Genomic DNA, 19,229 nt, shown 5'->3' with positions numbered 1-19,229 from the left:
AAAACGTTACGCTACGTCCCATAGGGCGATGAGGGATAACCGGTCAGGTCGACGCTCGATCGAAATAGGACATAGCTATTGACTTAATGCCTACGTTCAATTTTTACAATACATCCGCCTTGCGTACCATTCACTCCATCGCAACATCAACGACGCAAGGAGAGACGCAATGGCAACCCCCTTCCACAGTCCCGAATCGCCCACCATCCAGAACCTCGAATCCGCCTTTGCCGGCGAATCGATGGCCCACATCAAGTATCGTTACTTTGCCAAGCTCTGCCGCGAAATGGGCGATGAGGAAACCGCCAAGGCCTTCGAAGCCACTGCCGATCAGGAAGTCATGCACGCCTTCGGCCACCTCGACCTGCTCTACCCCAAGGCGAAGATGAGCCCGGCGCGCGCCCTGCAGTTCGCGATCGAAGGCGAAACCTATGAGTACACCGAGATGTACCCGAGCTTCCGCCACGCCGCCGTCGAGGAAGGCAACGATGCGGCGGTCAGGGAGATCGATGAGCAGATCGAAGAGTCAAAGGAGCACGCCGAGCAGTTCAAGTCCGTGCTGGAAAAGGCCGCCAAGCGTTTCGCCGCGCTGGCCAAGGTTGAAGAGCGGCATGCCAACCACTACCAGCAGGTGCTGGACCGTATTTCCGCCTGAGATTTCCCCTGCTCCAACCCTGACAAACCTGACTGAACGGAAGAAAACATCATGAAAAAATGGCAATGCGTTGTATGCGGTTTCATCTATGACGAAGCAGCCGGCATGCCGGAAGACGGCATCGCGGCGGGTACGCGCTGGGAAGACATCCCCGCGGACTGGGCCTGTCCCGACTGCGGTGTCGCCAAGGCGGATTTCGAGATGGCCGTGATCTGACCTGAGCAAAACGGAGGCCGCATTGGCGGTCTCCGCGCGCAGTCCGCTCACCCCACACCCCAGAGGCTTGCCTTCAGCCGGGCCTGGCTCATGGCCGCCGCGGCACAAGACCAACAACACAGAGAGATCGCTCCATGCCCCAACCCATTGTCATCGCAGGTAGCGGCCTCGCCGGTTACACCCTCGCCCGCGAATTCCGCAAGCTCGACCGCGACACGCCGCTTCTCATCCTCAGTCGCGACGCTGCCGGCTTCTACTCCAAGCCCATGCTGTCGAACGCACTGTCGGGTAACAGGACAGCGGAAAGCCTGGTGATGAAGTCCGCGGAAAAAATGGCGACCGAGCTCAACGCGACGATTCGCGCACGCGTCGACATTGCCATGATCGATCCGCAGCGGCGGGTCATCGAACTCGTCGACGGCGAGCAGATCGCCTTTCGCGATCTCGTCCTTGCCCTCGGCGCTGACCCGATCCATCTGCCGATCGAGGGCGACGGCGCCGCGGACATTCTGTCCGTCAACGACCTCGACGACTTCGCCCGCTTTGCATCGCACCTCCACGACGCGAAGCGCATTGTCGTCCTTGGCGGCGGCCTCATCGGCTGCGAGTTTGCGAACGACCTGCTCGCCCGCGGCATTGAGCCTGTCGTCATCGACATCGCGGCCTGGCCGCTGGGCCGCCTGCTGCCGGAGGCGGCCGCGACCTGGTTCCGCCAACAGCTCGAAGCGGCAGGTGTCAGCTTTCGCATGGGGGTTTCAGTAACGTCGGTGGCGCGCAATGGCGGCAACTATCACGTAAGCCTAAGTGATGGCAGTGTTCTCGACACCGATCTGGTGCTGTCCGCCGTCGGCCTGCGCCCGCGCATCGCCCTTGCTAGCGCCGCCGGCCTGGCCGTCAATCGCGGCATCCGTGTGGACCGCCGCCTCGCCAGCTCGCAGCCGAATATCCATGCGATCGGTGACTGCGCCGAAGTCGAAGGGCTCGTCCTGCCTTTCGTGATGCCGATCATGCAACAGGCCCGCGCCCTCGCCGCAACCCTCGCGGGCACGCCGACACGTCTCAACTACCCGGCAATGCCGGTGGTGGTAAAGACACCCGCCTGCCCCACCGTAGTCTGCCCACCTGCCCCCGACGCCCAAGGCAGCTGGCAAATCCTTGGCGGACAGGATGCCGCAGCCGGCCTTGAAGTGCAGTTCCTCGCCCCCGACGAAAAGCTCCTCGGCTTCGCCCTGCTTGGCGCCGCAACGGCACGTAAACAGGCACTCGCGGCGCACGCCCCGGCCACGCTGGCGTAATGCCCGCGCCCTCACGCACCTGTCCCGAGGCCCCCGTGCTTCGGGTTACAATGCTGACCTTTGCTGCACTGCGGAGCGTGCCATGCCAGTCGCTAAAACCGAAAACCTCAACATCGCAGCCCTTGATCACATGCCCTCCCCGGAGGAGATCAAGGCGCGCGTCCCGCTGACCGAACGCGCCGCCGATACGGTACTCGCCGGTCGCCGGGCTCTCGCCGACATCCTCGACCGCAAGGACAATCGCATTTTCGTGGTGGTCGGGCCTTGCTCGATCCACGACCCCGTTGCCGGCGTCGATTACGCCCGTCGCCTGAAAGCCCTGGCCGACGAGGTTTCGGAGACGATGTTGCTGGTGATGCGCGTATATTTCGAGAAGCCACGCACCTCGACCGGCTGGAAGGGTTACATCAACGATCCGTACATGGATGACTCCTTCCGCATCGACGAGGGCATGGAGAAGGCACGTCGCTTCCTCATGGACATCAACGAGACCGGACTGCCTGCCGCAACCGAGGCGCTCGACCCGATCGCGCCGCAGTATTACGGCGACCTGATCTCGTGGACCGCGATCGGCGCACGCACATCGGAATCCCAAACGCACCGCGAGATGTCCTCGGGCCTGTCCACTCCGGTCGGCTTCAAGAATGCGACCGACGGCGACCTCGACGTCGCGATCAACGCGATCGTTTCGGCCTCGCATCCACACAGTTTCCTTGGCATCAATGGCAAGGGACAATCGGCGATCCTGCGCACGCGCGGCAATCGCTATGGTCACGTTGTCCTGCGCGGCGGCGCCGGCCGCCCGAACTACGACACGGTGTCGATCTCGCTCGCCGAGCAGGCACTGGCCAAGGCCAAGCTACCGCAAAACATCGTGGTCGATTGTTCGCACGCAAACTCCTGGAAGAAGCCTGAACTTCAGCCGCTGGTGATGAAGGATGTGATTCACCAGATCCGTGAAGGCAACCGTTCGGTTGTCGGCCTAATGATCGAAAGCTTCATCGAAGCCGGCAACCAGTCGATTCCGTCCGACCTGTCGCAGTTGAAGTACGGCTGTTCGGTCACCGATGCCTGCGTCGGCTGGGACACCACCGCCGACATGATCCGCAAGGCGCACAATGTGCTGCGCGAAGCATTGCAAGGCCGGAGCCGCGCGGAATGAATCTTGTCGTGCAGGGCGAGGATGTCGATTCGGTCGCCCTGAAAACCGTCGCCAAACTGTCAGGCGCCAGTGCTATCGAACAGATCACACCGCAGGCTTTCCGCCTCGTGGCAGCGCGCGAGAATGACCAGATCGAAGCGGTCTGTACCGAAGCCCGGCTCGACTGGGCATGGGTGCAGGCTGGCCGCAGGCTGGCCGATTTCGGTCTGTTCGTCACGGACATGGACTCGACGCTGATCAACATCGAGTGCATCGACGAGATCGCCGACATGCAGGGCCTCAAGACTGAGGTCGCAGCCATCACCGAAGCGGCAATGCGCGGTGAGATCGACTTCCGCGAGTCCCTTACTCGCCGCGTCAGCCTGCTGGCCGGGCTGCCGGAGTCTGCGCTCACCGAAGTCTACGAGCAGCGCCTGCAGCTCAATCCTGGTGCGGAACGGCTGATGCACGGCCTCAAGGCCGCCGGCATCCACACCGTACTGGTGTCGGGTGGCTTTACCTACTTCACCGAACGGCTCAAGACGCGCCTCGGCTTCGACGAGGCTCACGCCAACGAACTCGAAGTGCGTGATGGCCTCCTCACCGGCCGCGTTGCCGGCCCGGTGGTCGACGGCGCAGCCAAGGCGGCCCACCTGCGCAATACTCGCGACCGCCTCCGCCTGCGCGCCGACCAGGTCATCGCCGCCGGCGACGGTGCGAATGACATCCCGATGCTCACCGAAGCCGGCTTCGGCGTCGCCTATCGCGCCAAGCCGGTACTACGCCAGGTTGCCGATTGCCGCCTCGACCACGTCGGGTTGGACGGACTCCTTAACATCTTCGCGTAGGCGGCACTGTCCGTATGGCGGAAAATCTCAGCGCCTTCCGCCGCACGCTCCCGGTTCGGCGGCTGATCGTGCCGCCCTATCCGGTCCTCAAGCGCCCTCGAGGTGCGCCAGTACCGCATTCAGCATCGCCCCACCAAGACGCTTGCTGCGCGCACCGTTCCAGCCGCTCAGCCCATCGGGCAGATTCGCATTGTCCTTGAACGGCATCTCCAGCGTCAGCGACACGCAACCGAAGCGGTGCGCCACCCACTTGCTCGCCAGCGTCAGCAGCTCCTCGCCGAAGCGCCCCGGCTTGTAGCCCTGCTCGGTCTGGAAATCCGGGCTTGCCGCACATAGTGCCGCCACCAGCCGGGCCTGCTGCGTGGCCATCTCTTCGGTAAAGCCCGGCACTTCCTCGGCTGTGGAAAAGAACACATAGGGCAGCGCCTCGTCACCATGAATATCGAGAAACAGCGCACAGCCCGTATTTTCCATTGCCCGCTGCACATGAAACACTTCCGGACTGGCCTGCGCATCCTGTGCCCGCCATTCGCGATTAAGGTTGCGCCCGGCTGCATTCGTGCGCAGGTTGCCATGCACCGCGCCGTCCGGATTCATGTTCGGCACGATGTAGAGCACTGCGTGCTCGCGAATCCGGCGCGCCACCGGATCGGACGCGTCGAGCAGACGCTCCAGCAGGCCTTCGATGAACCACTCCGCCATCGTTTCGCCCGGATGCTGGCGCGCAATGATCCACACCGGCTTGCGCTCCGGCGCCATGCGCCCCACTGTGATTCGGTCCAGGTCGCGCCCTTCCACCGTCGAGCCCAAACAATCCACCTGTGCAAATGGCGACATCTCGGCCCAGCCGAGCAAATCCAGATGACGCTCGTACGAATACGGTTCGAAATAGGCGTAATAAACACTGTTGCGCTCGGGCGTGTGCTCGACGATCAACCGGCCGTCCTCGAAGCGCGTTGCCGGCACGCGAAACCAGTTGCGTCGGTCGTACGAAGCCACGCATCGGTACCCCGGCCAGCCATCCGGGTACGCCGCCTCCGCGGCATTCTCGAACACCATGCGCACGCGCACGCCTGCCGCTTCCTGCAGACGGAAATAAAACCACTGGCGGAATTCCGCCGCATTGTCCGCACGCAGGCGCAGGCGAACGTCCTGCGGGTCGGCGATGCTGACGACCTCGATCGCACCGGCGTCGAAATTGTGGCTGATCTTCATGCTCCCTCCCGGGATGATCATAGGGGTTTCAGTCGATACGCCGCCTGAACGCCAGCGTCGTCCCGTCCGACGCTTCCGGCGCAAAGGCGTAACCCTCGAGGTTGAAGCCTTTCAGGCTTTCCACATCCTCCACCCGGTTGTGGATCGCATAGCGGCTCATCAGGCCGCGCGCGCGCTTTGCGTAGAAGCTGATGATCTTGTAACGTCCGCCCTTCCAGTCCTCGAACACCGGCGTTACCACCGGGCCAGCGAGCTTCGTCGCCTTGACCGACTTGAAGTACTCGTCCGACGCCAGATTCACCAGGATTCCCTCCTTGCCCGCCCCGCGCTCCGCCACAAGTAACTGATTCAGCGCCACGGTCAGCTTGTCGCCCCAGAAGGCGTAGAGATTCTTTCCCTGTGGATTGGGCAGTCGCGTGCCCATCTCCAGGCGGTAGGGCTGCATCAGATCGAGCGGTCGCAAGACCCCGTAAAGCCCGGACAGAATGCGCAAATGCCCCTGCGCCCACTTCAGTTCCACCGGCGACAGGCTCGCGGCATCCAGCCCCTCATACACGTCGCCGTTGAACGCCAGCACCGCCTGCTTCGCATTCGCCAGCGAAAACGGTGGCGCCCAGGTCTCGTAACGGGCCGCGTTCAGCGTCGCGAGCTGATCCGATAGATGCATCAAGGCGGCGACCTCCGCTGGCGACTTCTGTCGCATGATGCCGATCAGTTCGCCTGCTTCCTGCAGGTAATCGGGCTGCGTGAATGCATCGACTACGGGAGGGGTATCGAAATCGAGTGCCTTGGCCGGGGAAATGACGAAAATCATACGGATTCGTTCTTTGCGTTGGGGGACGGCACATGGTAACAAATCACCCTCCTCCGGGTCCGCGACAAAGTCAGGACAGTGTCGCGTTTGACACGGCCCGCTCACTTGCGCGACATTTGCCGGTCGCACGCCGCCGGAACCCCTGATGTCCTCAAACACCCTGCTCGACCGATCCCTAAAGGCCGTCTGGCATCCCTGCACGCAGATGAAGCAGCACGAAACGCTGCCGCTGATTCCAATCGTGCGCGGCGAAGGACCGTGGCTGATCGATGCGGACGGCCGACGCCTTCTCGACGGCATCAGTTCGTGGTGGGTGAATCTCTTCGGGCACTGCAATCCGCGCATCAACGCCGCTTTGCGCGATCAGCTCGAGCGGCTCGAACACGTGATGCTCGCCGGTTTCACGCACGAACCTGTGGTGGAACTATCGGAGCGCCTTGCCACCCTTACCGGCCAGCGTCTCGGCCATGCCTTCTATGCTTCGGATGGTGCGTCCGCCACCGAAATCGCACTGAAGATGAGCGTCCATTACTGGCGCAATCTCGGCCGTCCGGAAAAATCCCGCTTCGTCAGTCTTTCCGGCAGTTACCACGGCGAGACCGTCGGTGCGCTGGCCGTCACCGACGTCGCGATCTTCCGCGATGCCTACGCGCCGCTCGTGCGTGCCGGCAGCCTCGTGCCGACACCCGATTCACGCCTGGCACAGGACGGCGAGTCACCCGCCGACGTCGCCCGCCGCGCCGCTGCCGTGTTGGAAGCATATCTCGCGGACCATCACCGCGACACCGCAGCACTGATCGTCGAACCTCTGGTGCAGGGCGCATCCGGCATGGTGATGTATGACCCGGAATACCTGCGTCTCGCGCGCAGCTTATGCGACTGTTACGAAGTGCATCTCATCGCCGACGAGATTGCGGTCGGTTGCGGACGCACGGGGACCTTCTTCGCCTGCGAACAGGCCGGCATCTGGCCCGATTTCATCTGCCTGTCGAAGGGCATCTCGGGCGGCTACCTGCCACTGTCGCTGGTACTGACGACCGACACGATCTACGCCGCGTTCTATGACGACGCCACGAGCCGCGGCTTCCTGCATTCGCACTCCTACACGGGCAACCCGCTCGCCTGCCGCGCGGCACTCGCGACGCTCGACATCTTCGAACAGGACAACGTACTCGCAGCTAATCGCGGGCTCGCACAGCGTATCGGCGACGCAGTGCGCGAAAAGTTTGGCGATCATCCAATGGTGCGCCACCTGCGCCAACGCGGCATGATCCTCGCGTTCGACGTCGCCACCGAGCGCCCGGACTTCGCCCGTCGCTTCTTCGCAGCCGGTCTCGAGCATGGCGTATTGCTGCGCCCGATCGGCAACACCGTCTATTTCATGCCCCCCTATGTGCTCGACGACTTACAAGTCCGTCACCTGGTCGACGGCGCTACCGCCGCGCTTGTCAAAGCTCTGGCCTGACCATGATGCTGCTTGACGCACTCAAGGCCGACTTGGCCGAACTCGATGCCCGTTCGCTCAAACGGGTCCGGCGCGGCCTCGATACGCCCTGCGGGCCGCATGCGCGGGTAAACGGCCGCGACATGCTGGCCTTCTGCAGCAACGACTACCTCGGCCTTGCCGCCGAACCTGAGCTCGCGCGGGCATTGCAGACTGGCGCGAAACGCTGGGGCAGCGGCTCTGGCGCCTCGCACCTCGTCAGCGGTCACTACACGATCCACGACACGCTTGAAGCACGCCTCGCCGTCTTCGTCGGCTGCGAACGGGCGCTCTACTTCTCGACCGGCTACATGGCCAACACCGGCACGATTCCCGCGCTGGTCGGTCGCGGCGACGCCATCTTCGCGGACCGCCTCAACCACGCCTCGCTGGTCGATGGTGCCCTGCTATCGCGTGCCGAGCTTCATCGTTACCCGCACGCCGATGTCGCGGCGCTCGAACGCGCACTCGCCGCCAGTAGCGCGAAACGCAAGCTGATCGTCACCGACTCGGTGTTCAGCATGGACGGCGACGTCGCCCCCCTCGCAGCACTGCTCGAACTCGCAGAACGCTTCGATGCCTGGCTGATGGTCGACGACGCCCACGGCTTCGGCGTACTCGGTCCCGAAGGGCGCGGAGCGCTGCGCGAAGCCGGCCTCGCCTCGTGGCGCCTGATTTACGTCGGCACACTGGGCAAGGCGGCCGGCGTATCGGGAGCCTTTGTCGCCGGACAGGCCGATGTCGTCGAATGGCTGATGCAGAAGGCACGCACCTACATTTTCACCACCGGCGCGTCCCCTGCACTGGCCGCCGCTTTGCTGAAAAGCCTCGAACTGATCGAGAACGGCGAGTCCCGTCGCGCGCAGCTTGCCGGCTTGATCGCCCAGCTGCATACCGAGCTGAAACTGGAACGCTGGCAACTGATGCCCTCGCGCACGCCAATCCAGCCCGTGCTGATTGGTGACAACGCCGAAGCCGTCGCGGCTGCTCGAGCGCTTTGGGACACCGGGCTATGGGTGCCCGCGATCCGTCCGCCGACCGTGCCGCAGGGTAGCGCACGCTTACGGATCTCGCTGACGGCGGCACACAGCAGTGACGACGTGCATCGCCTCGCCCAGACGCTCATGCAACTGGAGCACGGTGCGTGAGCACTCACAACCTCGTTCTGCTCCATGGGTGGGGGCTGGGACCACAGGTATGGTCCCGACTTCGTGACGCGCTCCCGCCCGACCTGAGCGTCCTCGCCCCCGAACTGCCCGGGCACGGCGCCGCCCCGCCTGCCGCGCGCGCCGACATTGCCGGATGGAGCGATACGCTCCTCCCGGACCTGCCGGAGCACGCCGTACTATGCGGCTGGTCACTAGGCGGGCTGATCGCACTCGACCTCGCGCACCGCTACCCGGAAAGGGTCGAGCGCCTCATCCTGATCGGTAGCTCGCCATGTTTCGTCTCCCGCTCAGGCGAGGACGCCGCCCCCTGGCCGCACGGACTCGACGCCGATACCGTCGACGGCTTCATCGCCAGCTTCGCCGCCGATCCCGCGATCACGCTACGCCGCTTCATCGCGCTGCAGGCGCTCGGCGACGCGCGCCGACGCACCGTCGGTGCGGGGCTCAACGCCGCGCTGACCACGCTCGACGGCGATCGGGCAAAATCCTTGGCCGATGGACTCCAGCTCCTGGCGAACACCGATCTGCGCCCCATCGTGCGCGATATTCGCCAGCCGGTGCATATCATTCACGGCGCGGGCGATGCGTTGATGACGGCGACAGCGGCCCGATGGCTCGCCGATCACTGTGAACATTCGCAACTCACGCTGTTCGACGATTGCGGACATGTGCCATTCCTCTCGCGCCCCGACGACTGTGCCGCGCTCATCGCCGGAGCCCTGCGTGACTGAACGAACCCGTCACAAGCAGTCCGTACGCAAGGCTTTCGACCGCGCAGCCGAGAGCTACGACAGCGCGGCCGCGGTACAACGCGAAATCTGCCACCGGCTTGCAGCGCTCTCGTCGGCGCAGCGCCCTGCCACTCCGGTCAGGCGCGTGCTCGATGCCGGCTGCGGAACCGGCTACGGACTGCATCTGCTCGCCGGCGAGTATCCCGATGCCGAACTGATCGCACTCGACTTTGCACCGGCGATGCTCGCCCGCGTGACGAGTGCCGCCGAAGGCCATCGCGCGATAGTCCCCTTGTGCGCCGACCTCGAAGCGCTGCCGCTTGCATCCGGCGCCATCGACGCGATCTGGTCCAGTCTCGCGCTGCAGTGGTGCGATCCATCACTCACCCTTGCCGAACTGGCGCGCGTATTGCGCCCCGGCGGCATCGCGTGGATAGCAACCCTTGGTCCGCGTACGCTATGGGAACTCCGCGAGGCCTTCGCCACCGTCGATCAGGCCGAGCATGTGATCCGTTTTCACCCCGCCGAGCAGTGGATCGAGCACGCTCGGCGGGCCGGCTTTTCCCTCCGTTCACAAGACCAACGCCCCGCCTTCGCGCTAGCCGCCGACCTGCGCAGCCTGTTGCGCGACATCAAGGCCATCGGCGCGCACCACGTTGGCGAAGAACGCCGTCGCCAGCCGCTCGGACGTGCCGCGTGGCGCGCGCTCGAAGCCTGCTATGAGGCCCACCGACGCGACGACGGAATGTTCCCCGCAACCTACGATCTGATTCTCCTCGCTCTGAAGAAGCCGGAAACCGCCAATGACTGAACGCCGCGCCTGGTTCCTCACCGGAACCGATACCGAAATCGGCAAGACCTTCGTCACCTGCGCCCTGCTCCATGCGGCACGTGCAAATGGCTGCAGCGCACTTGGCATGAAACCGGTCGCCGCCGGCGCCGAACATATCGATGGCGAGTGGGTCAACGAGGACGCCGCACGCCTGCGCGCGGCCGGCAGCTTCGACCCCGGGCTGAAGGACCTCAATCCATACTGCCTGCGGAATCCCGTCGCACCGCACATCGCTGCCGCCGAAGAGGGCGTCAACATCGACCCGACGCGTATCCGCGCTGCCTTTGAAAATCTGCGCGCCCGGGCGGACGTCGTCATCGTCGAAGGCGTCGGCGGCTTTCGCGTACCGCTGGGGGCTGACTATGACACCGCCGATCTCGCCGTCGACCTCGACCTGCCTGTGATTCTCGTCGTGGGCATGCGGCTCGGCTGTATCAACCATGCGCTACTGACAGTCGAGGCGATTGCAACGCGCGGACTCCGCCTGGCCGGCTGGATCGCGAACCGGATTGACCCGGGGATGCTCCGCTTCGAGGAAAACCTCGCCGCGCTGCAGGCGCGCGTACCGGCCCCGCTACTGGGGACAATTCCTCATGTCGCGGACCGCGATCCGGCAATCGCCGCGCAGGCCCTGCGCTTGCCAGCCTGAGGCCCCGTCTGCGCGGACGACGGGGCGACTAACGGGTGGATAACGCATACTTCCCCTTATGCCGGGCCGGACGTGCGACGCTGCCGCACCTGCTCGAACAGACAGATCGCCGCCGCCGCGCCGACATTCAAGGACTCGACGGCACCCGGCATCGGAATCACCACCATGCCGCGCGCCAGTGCCGCCACTTCCGCTGACAGACCCCGCCCTTCGGCCCCGAACAGCCACGCCACCGGCCCGCGCAGATCACAGTCATACACTATGCGGGCGCCGGCTCCGAGCCCGGTCGCCAGAATCTGGCCGGCGTAGTTTTTCAGCACCTGCGCGACCTCAACCTGCTCGTGGATACGCAGACAGAAATGTCCGCCCATGCCGGCCCGCAATACGCGCGGCGACCAGGCTTGCGCGCAGCCGGCCGTCAGCAGCACGTCGCGCAAACCTGCAGCGGCCGCGGTACGCAAAATCGTCCCAAGATTGCCGGCGTCCTGCACCCCGTCGAGCACGAGGAGCGAATCATCGAACACCTCGAGCGGCGCAGATTCCGGAAGGTCGATCACGGCAAGCACACCTGACGGCGTGTCGACAGGACTGACATGCGCAAACAACGCGTCCGTCAGGTGCAGTTGCGCCAGCTTTTCGCAGCGGCGGACCAGAGCGGCAACCTCTTCACGTGCCAAGCCCTGATCGCTCACCACCAGCTCGCGCAGCGGCCAATCGGCATCGAGAGCGGCGCGCACCAGATGAGCGCCATCCAGTAGAGTCTGGCCAACGCTGCGCCGGTCGCGCGCCGAGGTGGCCAAGCCATGCAGTCGCTTGACCGCGGGATTGTCCCGCGAAGTGATGGATCTCACGACAGAACCCGACGACGCGTCAGACACCCAGACCCAGCGTCGCAATTGCGATTGTCGCAATCCCCAGCGCCAGGTTGAAACCCACGCGCTGACGAATGTGATTGAGGGCAAAGGCCCCCGCCGCCCAGTCCTCACGCGCCACAGCAGCGCGCAAGCGACGCCACGGTCCGAACCAGATCGATACGAAAACGCCGATCATTACCAAACCGGTCAGCAGCATCACATGCCAGGCCGTCGGTGCGCGCGCGAACCCGGTGTCCAGCAGCATGGTGATGCCAGCGCCGAGAATCAACACGACCGAACCCCATACCAGCGGGAAAAATCGCGCAAACACACCCGCCCACACGGGCAAGCGCTGCGCGGGCGGCAGGACCATCATCGCCGGGCGCAGGCACAGATAGGCAAAAGCCATCCCACCGACCCACACGACCACGCCCAGCAGATGCACGAATAGCATCAAGTGATGAAACGTCATACAAGCGTTCCCGCGGGCCAGAGTTCCGGATTATTCAAAAGATCACGTACCGGACCAAAACTGCGCCGATAGCAATCGATCACGCCATGCCGGCGCAACGCAGCGAAATGCGCCGCCGTAGGATAGCCCTTGTGACCCGCAAAACCGTATGCCGGGAATTCCGCGTCGAGCGCCACCATCTGGGCATCGCGCACCGTCTTGGCGAGGATCGACGCCGCCGCGATCGCCGGCACCGTCGCATCGCCCTTCACCACCGCCTCGCACGCAACAGCCAGCGCCGGACAGCGGTTGCCATCGACCCGCACCAAATCCGGCACGCATGCAAGCCCCATCACCGCACGCTGCATCGCCAGCATCGTCGCATGCAGAATGTTGAGTCGGTCGATCTCCTCGACACTGGCCTCCGCGACCGCCCACGCCAGCGCCCGCTCGCGGATCAGCCCGGCCAGGCGTTCGCGCGCGCGTTCGCTCAGCTTCTTGGAATCGTTCAGGCCCTCGATCGGCCGGGCCGGATCGAGAATTACCGCGGCGGCGACCACCGAGCCGGCCAATGGCCCGCGCCCGGCTTCATCGACGCCGCAAATCAGGCCGGTTGACGGGACGGCTTCCATTCGGGAGTCCGGTTGAGATACGGCAGGATCGCCGCGGCCGCCTTTTCAGCGGTGTTCTGACGCAATTGTCGGTGCAGTACATCGAAACGTTGCGCCACTTGCGCGCATGCGTCGGGGTCACTCAGCCAGCGATCCAGCGCATCAGCCAGGGCCTCGGGTGTCGCATCGTCCTGCAACAGTTCTGGCACCACGCTTTCATTGCACAGGATGTTCGGCAAGCCCACCCACGGCAGATAGGCCATGCGTTTCATTAGTCGGTACTGCCACTTCCCCATGCGATAACTGATGACCATCGGCCGCTTGAGCAGGGCCGCCTCCAGGCTGGCCGTGCCGCTCGCCACCAGCACCGCATCGGCCGCCGTCATCGCATCCACGGCATGACCAAACAGCATCCGGATGGGCAAGTCCTCGGCGTCCGCAACCCGCAAGGCTTCGGCAAACAGCAGCCGTGTCTCGCGCGTCGCCAGCGGTACGACGAAAGAAATGTCCGGATGACGCTCCGCAAGTATCCGAGCGGTCGCAATGTAGATCGGCGCTAGATTGCCCACCTCGGATTGCCGACTGCCTGGCAACAAGGCGATCACGCGCGGGCAATCGCTTAGCCCCAGAAGTTCGCGTGCAGCACTGCGGTTCGGCTGCAGCGGGAAAACATCCGCGAGCGGGTGCCCGACATAGCTAACCGGGATCCCCGCCTTCTCATATAGCGCGGGCTCAAAGGGAAACAGGCACAGCATGTGCGACACGGAGCGCGCGATGCCCTTGATCCGCCCGCCCCGCCACGCCCAGATCGACGGGCTGACAAAATGGATCGCCGGAATCCCGGACGAACGGATCTTCCCTTCCAGCCAGAGATTGAAGTCCGGTGCATCGACCCCGATGAAGGCATCGGGACGTTCCCGCCGCACGCGCCGCAACATGCTCCTGCGGATCCCCGACAATTCCCGATAGCGCTTGAGAGCGTCGACATAGCCATGGACCGCGAGCCGTTCGCACGACCAGAGCGCATTGAAGCCTTCGGCCTGCATCTTTGGCCCGCCGATGCCGAAAAACTCGGCATCCGGCATTTGCTGCTTGAGTGCGCGGATCAGGTGACTGGCAAGCAAGTCTCCGGACGCCTCGCCTGCCACCATCGCAATTCGGGGTGCCATGCAATCAGCGAACGATACCGCGCGCAGACGATGCCACGAACGCCGCAAATGCCGACACTTCCGCATGCTCTGCAGCGATTTCCGCGATCCGCGAGCGCGCTTCGTCGAGACTCAGACCGGAACGGTACAGGGCACGGTAGGCACGCTTGATCGCCGCGATGCCTTCGGCGGAGTATCCGCGCCGACGCAAGCCCTCGCTGTTGATGCCGTGCGGCTTGGCGGGATTGCCCGCCACCGTCACATACGGCGGCAAGTCCTGCAGCAACACGGTACCGACACCGCAGAAACTGTGTGCCCCGACGCGCACGAATTGATGCACCCCGGTAAACCCCCCGAGGATCGCCCAGTCGCCAACATGGACGTGACCCGCGAGTGTCGCATTGTTCGCGAAAATCGTGTGATCCCCGACGTGACAGTCATGGGCCACATGCACGTAGGCCATGATCCAGTTGTCGTTGCCGATTCGGGTCACACCGGCATCCTGGCTGGTGCCGACGTTGAACGAGCAGAACTCGCGGATCGTATTGCGATCGCCGATCTCCAGCCGGGTCGGCTCCTCGTCATACTTCTTGTCCTGCGGCACCGCGCCGATCGAACAGAACTGGAAGATCTCGTTGTCACGACCGATCTTCGTATGCCCCTCGACGACTACGTGCGGTCCGATGCGGGTGTTGTCGCCAATTTCGACATGCTCGCCGACGAGCGAGTACGCTCCGATGGCAACGTTCGCCCCCAGTTTCGCACCAGGATGGACGATGGCAGTCGCGTGAATCATGACAGGGTCTTGAGCGCGCACATCAGTTCAGCCTCGGTCGCCACCTCGTCACCCACCCGCGCGACCCCCTTGTACTTGTAGATATTGCGCTTGCTCTGCGTGATCGACACGTCGAACAGCAGCTGGTCTCCCGGCACCACCGGCCGCTTGAAGCGCACATTGTCGATACCGGCAAAATAGACCACCGAGTTTTCGTCCGGCTTCACACCCATCGTCTTGAATGACAGCAAGGCCGCAGCCTGCGCCATGGCCTCGACGATCAGCACCCCCGGCATGACCGGATGATGCGGAAAGTGTCCCGGAAAGAACGGTTCGTTCATCGTCACGTTCTTCAGCGCGAGGATGCGCTTGCCCTCTTCCAGTTCCAGCACCCGGTCCACCAGAAGGAACGGATAACGATGCGGCAGATACTGGAGAATTTCGTTGATGTCCATGGAGCTCACTCAGGCGTTGATTCTTCAAGGCGTTGTTCGAGGGCGCGTATTCTATCGACGAGTGCGTCCAGATGGCGCAGGTGGGCAAAGTTTTTCACCCAGTCGCCGTGGCCCTGGACCGGCAAGTTGGCGGTGTACACGCCGGCACGGGTGATCGACTTGGTCACCAGTGTCCCGGACGAAACCACCACATCGTCAGCAATCCTGAGGTGGCCGATGATGCCCGCCTGCCCACCAATCATGCAGCGTGCGCCGATTGTCGTACTTCCGGCCACCCCTACGCAGCCCGCAATCGCAGTGTTGTCTCCGACGCGCACGTTATGGCCGATCTGGATCTGGTTGTCGAGCTTGACGCCGTTTCCGATCACCGTGTCGTCGAGCGCACCGCGGTCGATCGTCGTATTGGCTCCGATCTCCACGTCATCACCGACCACGACTCTGCCGACCTGCGGAATTTTGATCCAGCTGCCGTCACGCTCACGCGCAAACCCGAATCCGTCGGATCCGATCACGGCCCCGGCATGCACGATGCAGCCAGCGCCGATCACGCAGTCGTGATAGACGGTCACGTTTGCATTGATACGCGTCCCCGAGCCGATGCGTACACCGCGACCGATCCGGGATCCCGCACCTATCACTACTTGCTCACCCAGTTCGACGTCGGTATCTATCGACGCGCCTGCAGCGACCGTTACCGAAGACGGAATGGGGCTGGCCACGCTCGCGCCGGGATGAACGCCGGGAGCGAAGACTTCAGGGGGATTGAAAAGCTGCGCCACACGGGCGAAATAACTGTAAGGATCCCCCACGATGATGCGTGGCAGATCCGACAGATCTCGCGCTGCGGGAGCCAGGATGACGGCCGAGGCACGACAACTCTTGACGCGCGACTGATACTTCGGATTCGCCAGAAAGGCCAGATCGCCCTCGCCCGCCTGATCCAGCGTTGCAACCCGCCGCACCGTCGTGGCGGGCTCCCCCACCAATTCGCCCCCCAATCGGGCGACGAGCTCGTCCAGCCGGAACCTCACGTCCATGTGAGCCTTACTTACCGTCAGCAAGCGCCTTGACCACCTTGTCGGTGATGTCGATACGCGGGCTGGCATACACGGCTTCCTGCAGGATCACGTCGTACTTCTCCGCCTCGGCAATCTGCTTGACTGCACGATTGGCGCGCTCCAGCACTGAAGCGAGTTCCTCATTGCGACGCTGATTCAGATCCTCGCGAAATTCGCGTTGTTTGCGCTGAAAATCACGATTCAGATCATTAAAGTTGCGTTCCTTGGTGCGACGGTCGGCTTCGGCCATCGTCACACCGTTGCGCTCGAGGTCTTCCTGCAAAGTCTGCAATTCCTTGCCCAGACGCTGCAATTCCTGATCCCGCTTTTCAAACTCCTTTTCGAGGCGCTGCTGCGCACGCACCGCAGGTGCCGCTTCGCGCATCACCCGATCGGAGTTGACGAAGCCGATCTTCGACTCGGCGGATGCGGCAGGTGCGGCGATGCTCAGAATTGCAACCGCGAGAACGGACAGGGTCGTAACTTTCACGTATATCTCCAACGGAATCGGGCTGTATGGCCGATCAGAAAACCGAGCCGAGCTGGAACTGGAACTTCTGAAGTTCGTCGCCATCCTGCTTCTTGAGGGGAATGCCGAGACTGAACTTGAGCGGTCCGATCGGCGAACTCCAAGAGAACGCCAAACCTGTACTGTAGCGCAGGTCGCCAAAATTCGCCTTGTCGCCGGAGCCCCACACCGTGCCGACGTCGACGAAGGCCGACATGCGGAACGAGCGGTCCATACCCGATCCCGGGAGCGGGAAATAAAATTCGGCATTACCGATCAGGCGCCGGTTGCCCCCGAGCGCGTCCTCACTGACCTCATCCTTGGGGCCGATCGAGCTCTGCTCAAAACCACGCACCGAACCGATGCCGCCAGCATAGAAGTTCTTGTAGAACGGCAGCGGCTTGCCGCCGTACCCCTTGGCCCAGCCGAGGTCGGTGTTGAGCATCAACGCGTAGTCACGACCGAACGGGAACCAGTGCTGGTACTGATAATTCACCTTGGCATACTTCAGCGCGCCCGGCGGCACGGCAACTTCACCAAACACGCGCTGGTAACTGCCCTTGCGCGGGTAAATGACGCTATCCCGCGTGTCCCGCGCCCATCCGGCCGATGCCATGAGACTGGTCACGGCATCGCAGTTGAAATCGTCCTTGTTGGGATCGCAAAAATCCAGGTATTGCTGGGGACTGTCATCAAACGTCGTGATGACGGTACGATCCGCAGCAAGGCCGAAATTGATCGAGTCGTCCTCGCCGATCGGGAATCCGACACGCACGCCCGCACCGGTCGACACGGTCTTGTAGCGCGCCACCGACAGCGAATCCGAAGGATCGTAAGTGCGATGGTAAAGATCCCAGCCCAGGCTCACGCCATCGAGCGTGTAGTAAGGGTTCGTGAAGGACAGCGCGTAGGTCCGGCTCGACTTGCTGGTGTTCACGGCGAGTGTCAGCGCATTGCCGCTACCAAACAGGTTCTGTTGTGACACCGACGCTGACAGCACCACCTTCTCGGAACTCGAAAATCCCGCACCCAGCGAGAGATTGCCGGTGGCCCGTTCCTTGACGTTGAAATTCACGTCCACCTGATCGGTCGTACCCGTCACCGCCGGCGTCTCGACGTTGACCTCCTCGAAGTGCCCCAGGCGGTCAATGCGCGTGCGCGACCGGTTGATCTGCGCCGCGTCATACCAGGCGCCTTCCATCTGCCGCATTTCGCGCCGTACGACTTCGTCGCGCGTCTTCGTATTGCCGCCGACGTTGATTCGCCGCACATATACCCGACGACCCGGATCGACGAAGATGGTAAACGCCACCTCACGCTTTTCCTTATCTACCTCGGGTGCGGCATTAACGTTGGCAAATGCGTAACCTTCATTGCCCAGACGATCGGCAACCGCTTTCGTTGTCTCGGTGAGCTTTTCACGCGAAAAAATCTCACCGGGCTTGATCGCCACAAGCTTGTGGTACTCGGTCTCGGGCAACACCAGATCGCCGGCAAAACGTACCGCCGACACCGTATAACGCTCCCCCTCGGTGATGCTGAGGGTGATGTAGATATCCTTCTTGTCGGGCGTGATCGAAACCTGGGTCGAATCGATATTGAAATCGAGGTAGCCGCGATTCAGATAATACGAGCGAAGATTTTCCAGATCCGCCGACAGTTTCTGGCGCGAATACTGGTCGTTTTTCGTGTACCAGGTCAGCCAGCCCGGCGTAGTGAGCTGGAACAGCCCGCGCAGTTCGGATTCCTTGAACGCCTTGTTGCCTATGATGTTGATCTGGGCAATTTTCGCAACATCTCCTTCTTCCACTTTGAAGTTGATGCCAACGCGATTTCGTTCAAGCGGGGTCACGGTCGTTTCGATCACCGCTGCGTACTTGCCGCGGCTCAGATACTGGCGCTTGAGCTCCTGCTCGGCACGTTCAAGAAGCGCGCGATCAAAGATGCGCGATTCGGACAAGCCAACTTCGCGCAGCCCTTTCTTCAGCGCGTCCTTGTCAAATTCCTTGACTCCGACGAAGTCGATCTGCGCAATTGCGGGACGCTCGTCGACGAGCACGACCAGCACATCGCCTTCGACCTCGATGCGCACATCCTTGAAGAAGCCCGTCGCAAACAGGCCCCGAATGGCTTCGGCCGCCTGCGCTTCGGTGAAGGTTTCACCTACGCGCACAGGCAGATAATTGAACACGGTGCCAGCCTCGGTGCGCTGAATGCCCTCGACACGGATATCCTTGACCGTGAAGGGCTCAAAGGCGAACACCGGGGCAGCGGCGAACAGGGCCGCGATGAGCCCGGAAATAAGCTTGTGTTTCATCAGG

Annotated in this window: 21 protein-coding genes; 10 read left to right on the top strand and 11 right to left on the bottom strand. The window is 63.1% G+C overall.

All coding sequences use genetic code 11. The features are described 5' to 3' along the window. Positions 1-169: 169 nt before the first annotated feature. From GPA25_RS09755 to serB, 5 genes are all read left to right on the top strand, one after another. Positions 170-655, top strand: a complete 486-nt coding sequence (locus GPA25_RS09755; RefSeq protein WP_169260184.1) for a rubrerythrin family protein — start codon at positions 170-172, stop codon at positions 653-655. Positions 656-706: 51 nt separating this feature from the next. Then, positions 707-871: a rubredoxin gene (locus GPA25_RS09750; RefSeq protein ID WP_169260183.1), complete on the top strand. Its 165-nt coding sequence runs from the start codon at positions 707-709 to the stop codon at positions 869-871. A gap of 134 nt (positions 872-1,005) precedes the next feature. Continuing rightward, positions 1,006-2,166, top strand: a complete 1,161-nt coding sequence (locus GPA25_RS09745; protein ID WP_169260182.1) for an NAD(P)/FAD-dependent oxidoreductase — start codon at positions 1,006-1,008, stop codon at positions 2,164-2,166. Positions 2,167-2,248: 82 nt separating this feature from the next. Continuing rightward, positions 2,249-3,328 (top strand): 3-deoxy-7-phosphoheptulonate synthase, encoded by a 1,080-nt coding sequence (locus GPA25_RS09740; protein ID WP_169260181.1) that lies wholly within the window; start codon positions 2,249-2,251, stop codon positions 3,326-3,328. Next, positions 3,325-4,155 carry a phosphoserine phosphatase SerB gene (gene serB / locus GPA25_RS09735; protein ID WP_169260180.1) on the top strand — a complete coding sequence of 277 codons (831 nt, stop codon included), beginning with the start codon at positions 3,325-3,327 and terminating at the stop codon, positions 4,153-4,155. The genes GPA25_RS09740 and serB overlap by 4 nt, the downstream gene beginning before the upstream one ends. An 87-nt stretch (positions 4,156-4,242) precedes the next feature. On the opposite strand, the gene GPA25_RS09730 is transcribed toward serB, so the two are convergent. Both GPA25_RS09730 and yaaA read right to left on the bottom strand, forming a co-directional pair. Beyond that, a complete protein-coding gene (locus GPA25_RS09730) occupies positions 4,243-5,370 on the bottom strand; it encodes a M14 family metallopeptidase (protein ID WP_169260179.1) in 1,128 nt (375 codons plus the stop codon). A 28-nt stretch (positions 5,371-5,398) separates the two neighbouring features. Continuing rightward, positions 5,399-6,184: a peroxide stress protein YaaA gene (gene yaaA / locus GPA25_RS09725; protein ID WP_169260178.1), complete on the bottom strand. Its 786-nt coding sequence runs from the start codon at positions 6,182-6,184 to the stop codon at positions 5,399-5,401. A 145-nt stretch (positions 6,185-6,329) separates the two neighbouring features. Between yaaA and bioA the strand changes: the two genes are divergently transcribed. Genes bioA through bioD form a run of 5 tightly spaced genes read left to right on the top strand, consistent with a single transcriptional unit; the run spans position 6,330 to position 11,048 of the window. Beyond that, positions 6,330-7,649, top strand: a complete 1,320-nt coding sequence (bioA, locus tag GPA25_RS09720; RefSeq protein WP_169260177.1) for an adenosylmethionine--8-amino-7-oxononanoate transaminase — start codon at positions 6,330-6,332, stop codon at positions 7,647-7,649. 5 nt (positions 7,650-7,654) lie between these two features. After that, positions 7,655-8,815, top strand: coding sequence for an 8-amino-7-oxononanoate synthase (gene bioF, locus GPA25_RS09715; RefSeq protein WP_169260226.1), 1,161 nt, complete (start codon positions 7,655-7,657; stop codon positions 8,813-8,815). Continuing rightward, complete coding sequence (locus GPA25_RS09710; RefSeq protein WP_169260176.1) at positions 8,812-9,567, top strand: alpha/beta fold hydrolase; 756 nt, start codon at positions 8,812-8,814, stop codon at positions 9,565-9,567. The genes bioF and GPA25_RS09710 overlap by 4 nt, the downstream gene beginning before the upstream one ends. Next, positions 9,560-10,378, top strand: a complete 819-nt coding sequence (gene bioC / locus GPA25_RS09705) for a malonyl-ACP O-methyltransferase BioC (RefSeq protein WP_343034886.1) — start codon at positions 9,560-9,562, stop codon at positions 10,376-10,378. The genes GPA25_RS09710 and bioC overlap by 8 nt, the downstream gene beginning before the upstream one ends. After that, positions 10,371-11,048 carry a dethiobiotin synthase gene (gene bioD / locus GPA25_RS09700; RefSeq protein WP_169260174.1) on the top strand — a complete coding sequence of 226 codons (678 nt, stop codon included), beginning with the start codon at positions 10,371-10,373 and terminating at the stop codon, positions 11,046-11,048. The genes bioC and bioD overlap by 8 nt, the downstream gene beginning before the upstream one ends. A gap of 56 nt (positions 11,049-11,104) precedes the next feature. Here the strand turns inward: bioD and GPA25_RS09695 are convergent, their stop codons facing one another. Genes GPA25_RS09695 through bamA form a run of 9 tightly spaced genes read right to left on the bottom strand, consistent with a single transcriptional unit; the run spans position 11,105 to position 19,225 of the window. Then, positions 11,105-11,899, bottom strand: coding sequence for a TrmH family RNA methyltransferase (locus GPA25_RS09695; RefSeq protein WP_169260173.1), 795 nt, complete (start codon positions 11,897-11,899; stop codon positions 11,105-11,107). Positions 11,900-11,918: 19 nt separating this feature from the next. After that, positions 11,919-12,374: a CopD family protein gene (locus GPA25_RS09690; RefSeq protein WP_169260172.1), complete on the bottom strand. Its 456-nt coding sequence runs from the start codon at positions 12,372-12,374 to the stop codon at positions 11,919-11,921. After that, positions 12,371-12,985 carry a ribonuclease HII gene (gene rnhB / locus GPA25_RS09685; protein WP_169260171.1) on the bottom strand — a complete coding sequence of 205 codons (615 nt, stop codon included), beginning with the start codon at positions 12,983-12,985 and terminating at the stop codon, positions 12,371-12,373. The genes GPA25_RS09690 and rnhB overlap by 4 nt, the downstream gene beginning before the upstream one ends. Next, positions 12,958-14,133 carry a lipid-A-disaccharide synthase gene (lpxB, locus tag GPA25_RS09680; RefSeq protein ID WP_169260170.1) on the bottom strand — a complete coding sequence of 392 codons (1,176 nt, stop codon included), beginning with the start codon at positions 14,131-14,133 and terminating at the stop codon, positions 12,958-12,960. Before lpxB ends, rnhB begins: the two co-directional genes overlap by 28 nt. Before the next feature lie 4 nt (positions 14,134-14,137). After that, the gene (gene lpxA / locus GPA25_RS09675) at positions 14,138-14,908 is read right to left on the bottom strand and encodes an acyl-ACP--UDP-N-acetylglucosamine O-acyltransferase (protein WP_169260169.1); all 771 of its coding nucleotides are present in this window, start codon (positions 14,906-14,908) and stop codon (positions 14,138-14,140) included. Continuing rightward, the gene (gene fabZ, locus GPA25_RS09670) at positions 14,905-15,342 is read right to left on the bottom strand and encodes a 3-hydroxyacyl-ACP dehydratase FabZ (RefSeq protein WP_169260168.1); all 438 of its coding nucleotides are present in this window, start codon (positions 15,340-15,342) and stop codon (positions 14,905-14,907) included. Before fabZ ends, lpxA begins: the two co-directional genes overlap by 4 nt. Positions 15,343-15,347: 5 nt before the next feature. Beyond that, positions 15,348-16,379 (bottom strand): UDP-3-O-(3-hydroxymyristoyl)glucosamine N-acyltransferase, encoded by a 1,032-nt coding sequence (gene lpxD, locus GPA25_RS09665; protein ID WP_169260225.1) that lies wholly within the window; start codon positions 16,377-16,379, stop codon positions 15,348-15,350. Between the two features lie 7 nt (positions 16,380-16,386). After that, the gene (locus GPA25_RS09660) at positions 16,387-16,890 is read right to left on the bottom strand and encodes an OmpH family outer membrane protein (protein WP_169260167.1); all 504 of its coding nucleotides are present in this window, start codon (positions 16,888-16,890) and stop codon (positions 16,387-16,389) included. Positions 16,891-16,924: 34 nt separating this feature from the next. After that, entirely contained in the window at positions 16,925-19,225 is a 2,301-nt protein-coding gene (gene bamA / locus GPA25_RS09655) for an outer membrane protein assembly factor BamA (protein WP_169260166.1), read from the bottom strand. Positions 19,226-19,229 lie beyond the last annotated feature (4 nt).

The sequence above is a fragment of the Aromatoleum diolicum genome (assembly GCF_012910955.1).
Lineage (GTDB): Bacteria > Pseudomonadota > Gammaproteobacteria > Burkholderiales > Rhodocyclaceae > Aromatoleum > Aromatoleum diolicum.
Note: the sequence above shows the minus strand (reverse complement) of the source record. Positions and strands in the feature narration are given on the sequence as shown.

Bases quoted from the DNA above. Each gene is read 5' to 3' on its own strand.
- GPA25_RS09745 (WP_169260182.1), top strand. From the start codon at position 1,006: ATGCCCCAACCCATTGTCATCGCAGGTAGCGGCCTCGCCGGTTACACC.
- lpxA (WP_169260169.1), bottom strand. From the start codon at position 14,908: ATGATTCACGCGACTGCCATCGTCCATCCTGGTGCGAAACTGGGGGCG.
- GPA25_RS09730 (WP_169260179.1), bottom strand. From the start codon at position 5,370: ATGAAGATCAGCCACAATTTCGACGCCGGTGCGATCGAGGTCGTCAGC.
- GPA25_RS09750 (WP_169260183.1), top strand. From the start codon at position 707: ATGAAAAAATGGCAATGCGTTGTATGCGGTTTCATCTATGACGAAGCA.
- GPA25_RS09740 (WP_169260181.1), top strand. From the start codon at position 2,249: ATGCCAGTCGCTAAAACCGAAAACCTCAACATCGCAGCCCTTGATCAC.
- yaaA (WP_169260178.1), bottom strand. From the start codon at position 6,184: ATGATTTTCGTCATTTCCCCGGCCAAGGCACTCGATTTCGATACCCCT.
- lpxD (WP_169260225.1), bottom strand. From the start codon at position 16,379: ATGGACGTGAGGTTCCGGCTGGACGAGCTCGTCGCCCGATTGGGGGGC.
- lpxB (WP_169260170.1), bottom strand. From the start codon at position 14,133: ATGGCACCCCGAATTGCGATGGTGGCAGGCGAGGCGTCCGGAGACTTG.
- serB (WP_169260180.1), top strand. From the start codon at position 3,325: ATGAATCTTGTCGTGCAGGGCGAGGATGTCGATTCGGTCGCCCTGAAA.
- bioF (WP_169260226.1), top strand. From the start codon at position 7,655: ATGCTGCTTGACGCACTCAAGGCCGACTTGGCCGAACTCGATGCCCGT.
- bamA (WP_169260166.1), bottom strand. From the start codon at position 19,225: ATGAAACACAAGCTTATTTCCGGGCTCATCGCGGCCCTGTTCGCCGCT.
- bioD (WP_169260174.1), top strand. From the start codon at position 10,371: ATGACTGAACGCCGCGCCTGGTTCCTCACCGGAACCGATACCGAAATC.
- rnhB (WP_169260171.1), bottom strand. From the start codon at position 12,985: ATGGAAGCCGTCCCGTCAACCGGCCTGATTTGCGGCGTCGATGAAGCC.
- GPA25_RS09690 (WP_169260172.1), bottom strand. From the start codon at position 12,374: ATGACGTTTCATCACTTGATGCTATTCGTGCATCTGCTGGGCGTGGTC.
- fabZ (WP_169260168.1), bottom strand. From the start codon at position 15,342: ATGGACATCAACGAAATTCTCCAGTATCTGCCGCATCGTTATCCGTTC.
- GPA25_RS09755 (WP_169260184.1), top strand. From the start codon at position 170: ATGGCAACCCCCTTCCACAGTCCCGAATCGCCCACCATCCAGAACCTC.
- bioA (WP_169260177.1), top strand. From the start codon at position 6,330: ATGTCCTCAAACACCCTGCTCGACCGATCCCTAAAGGCCGTCTGGCAT.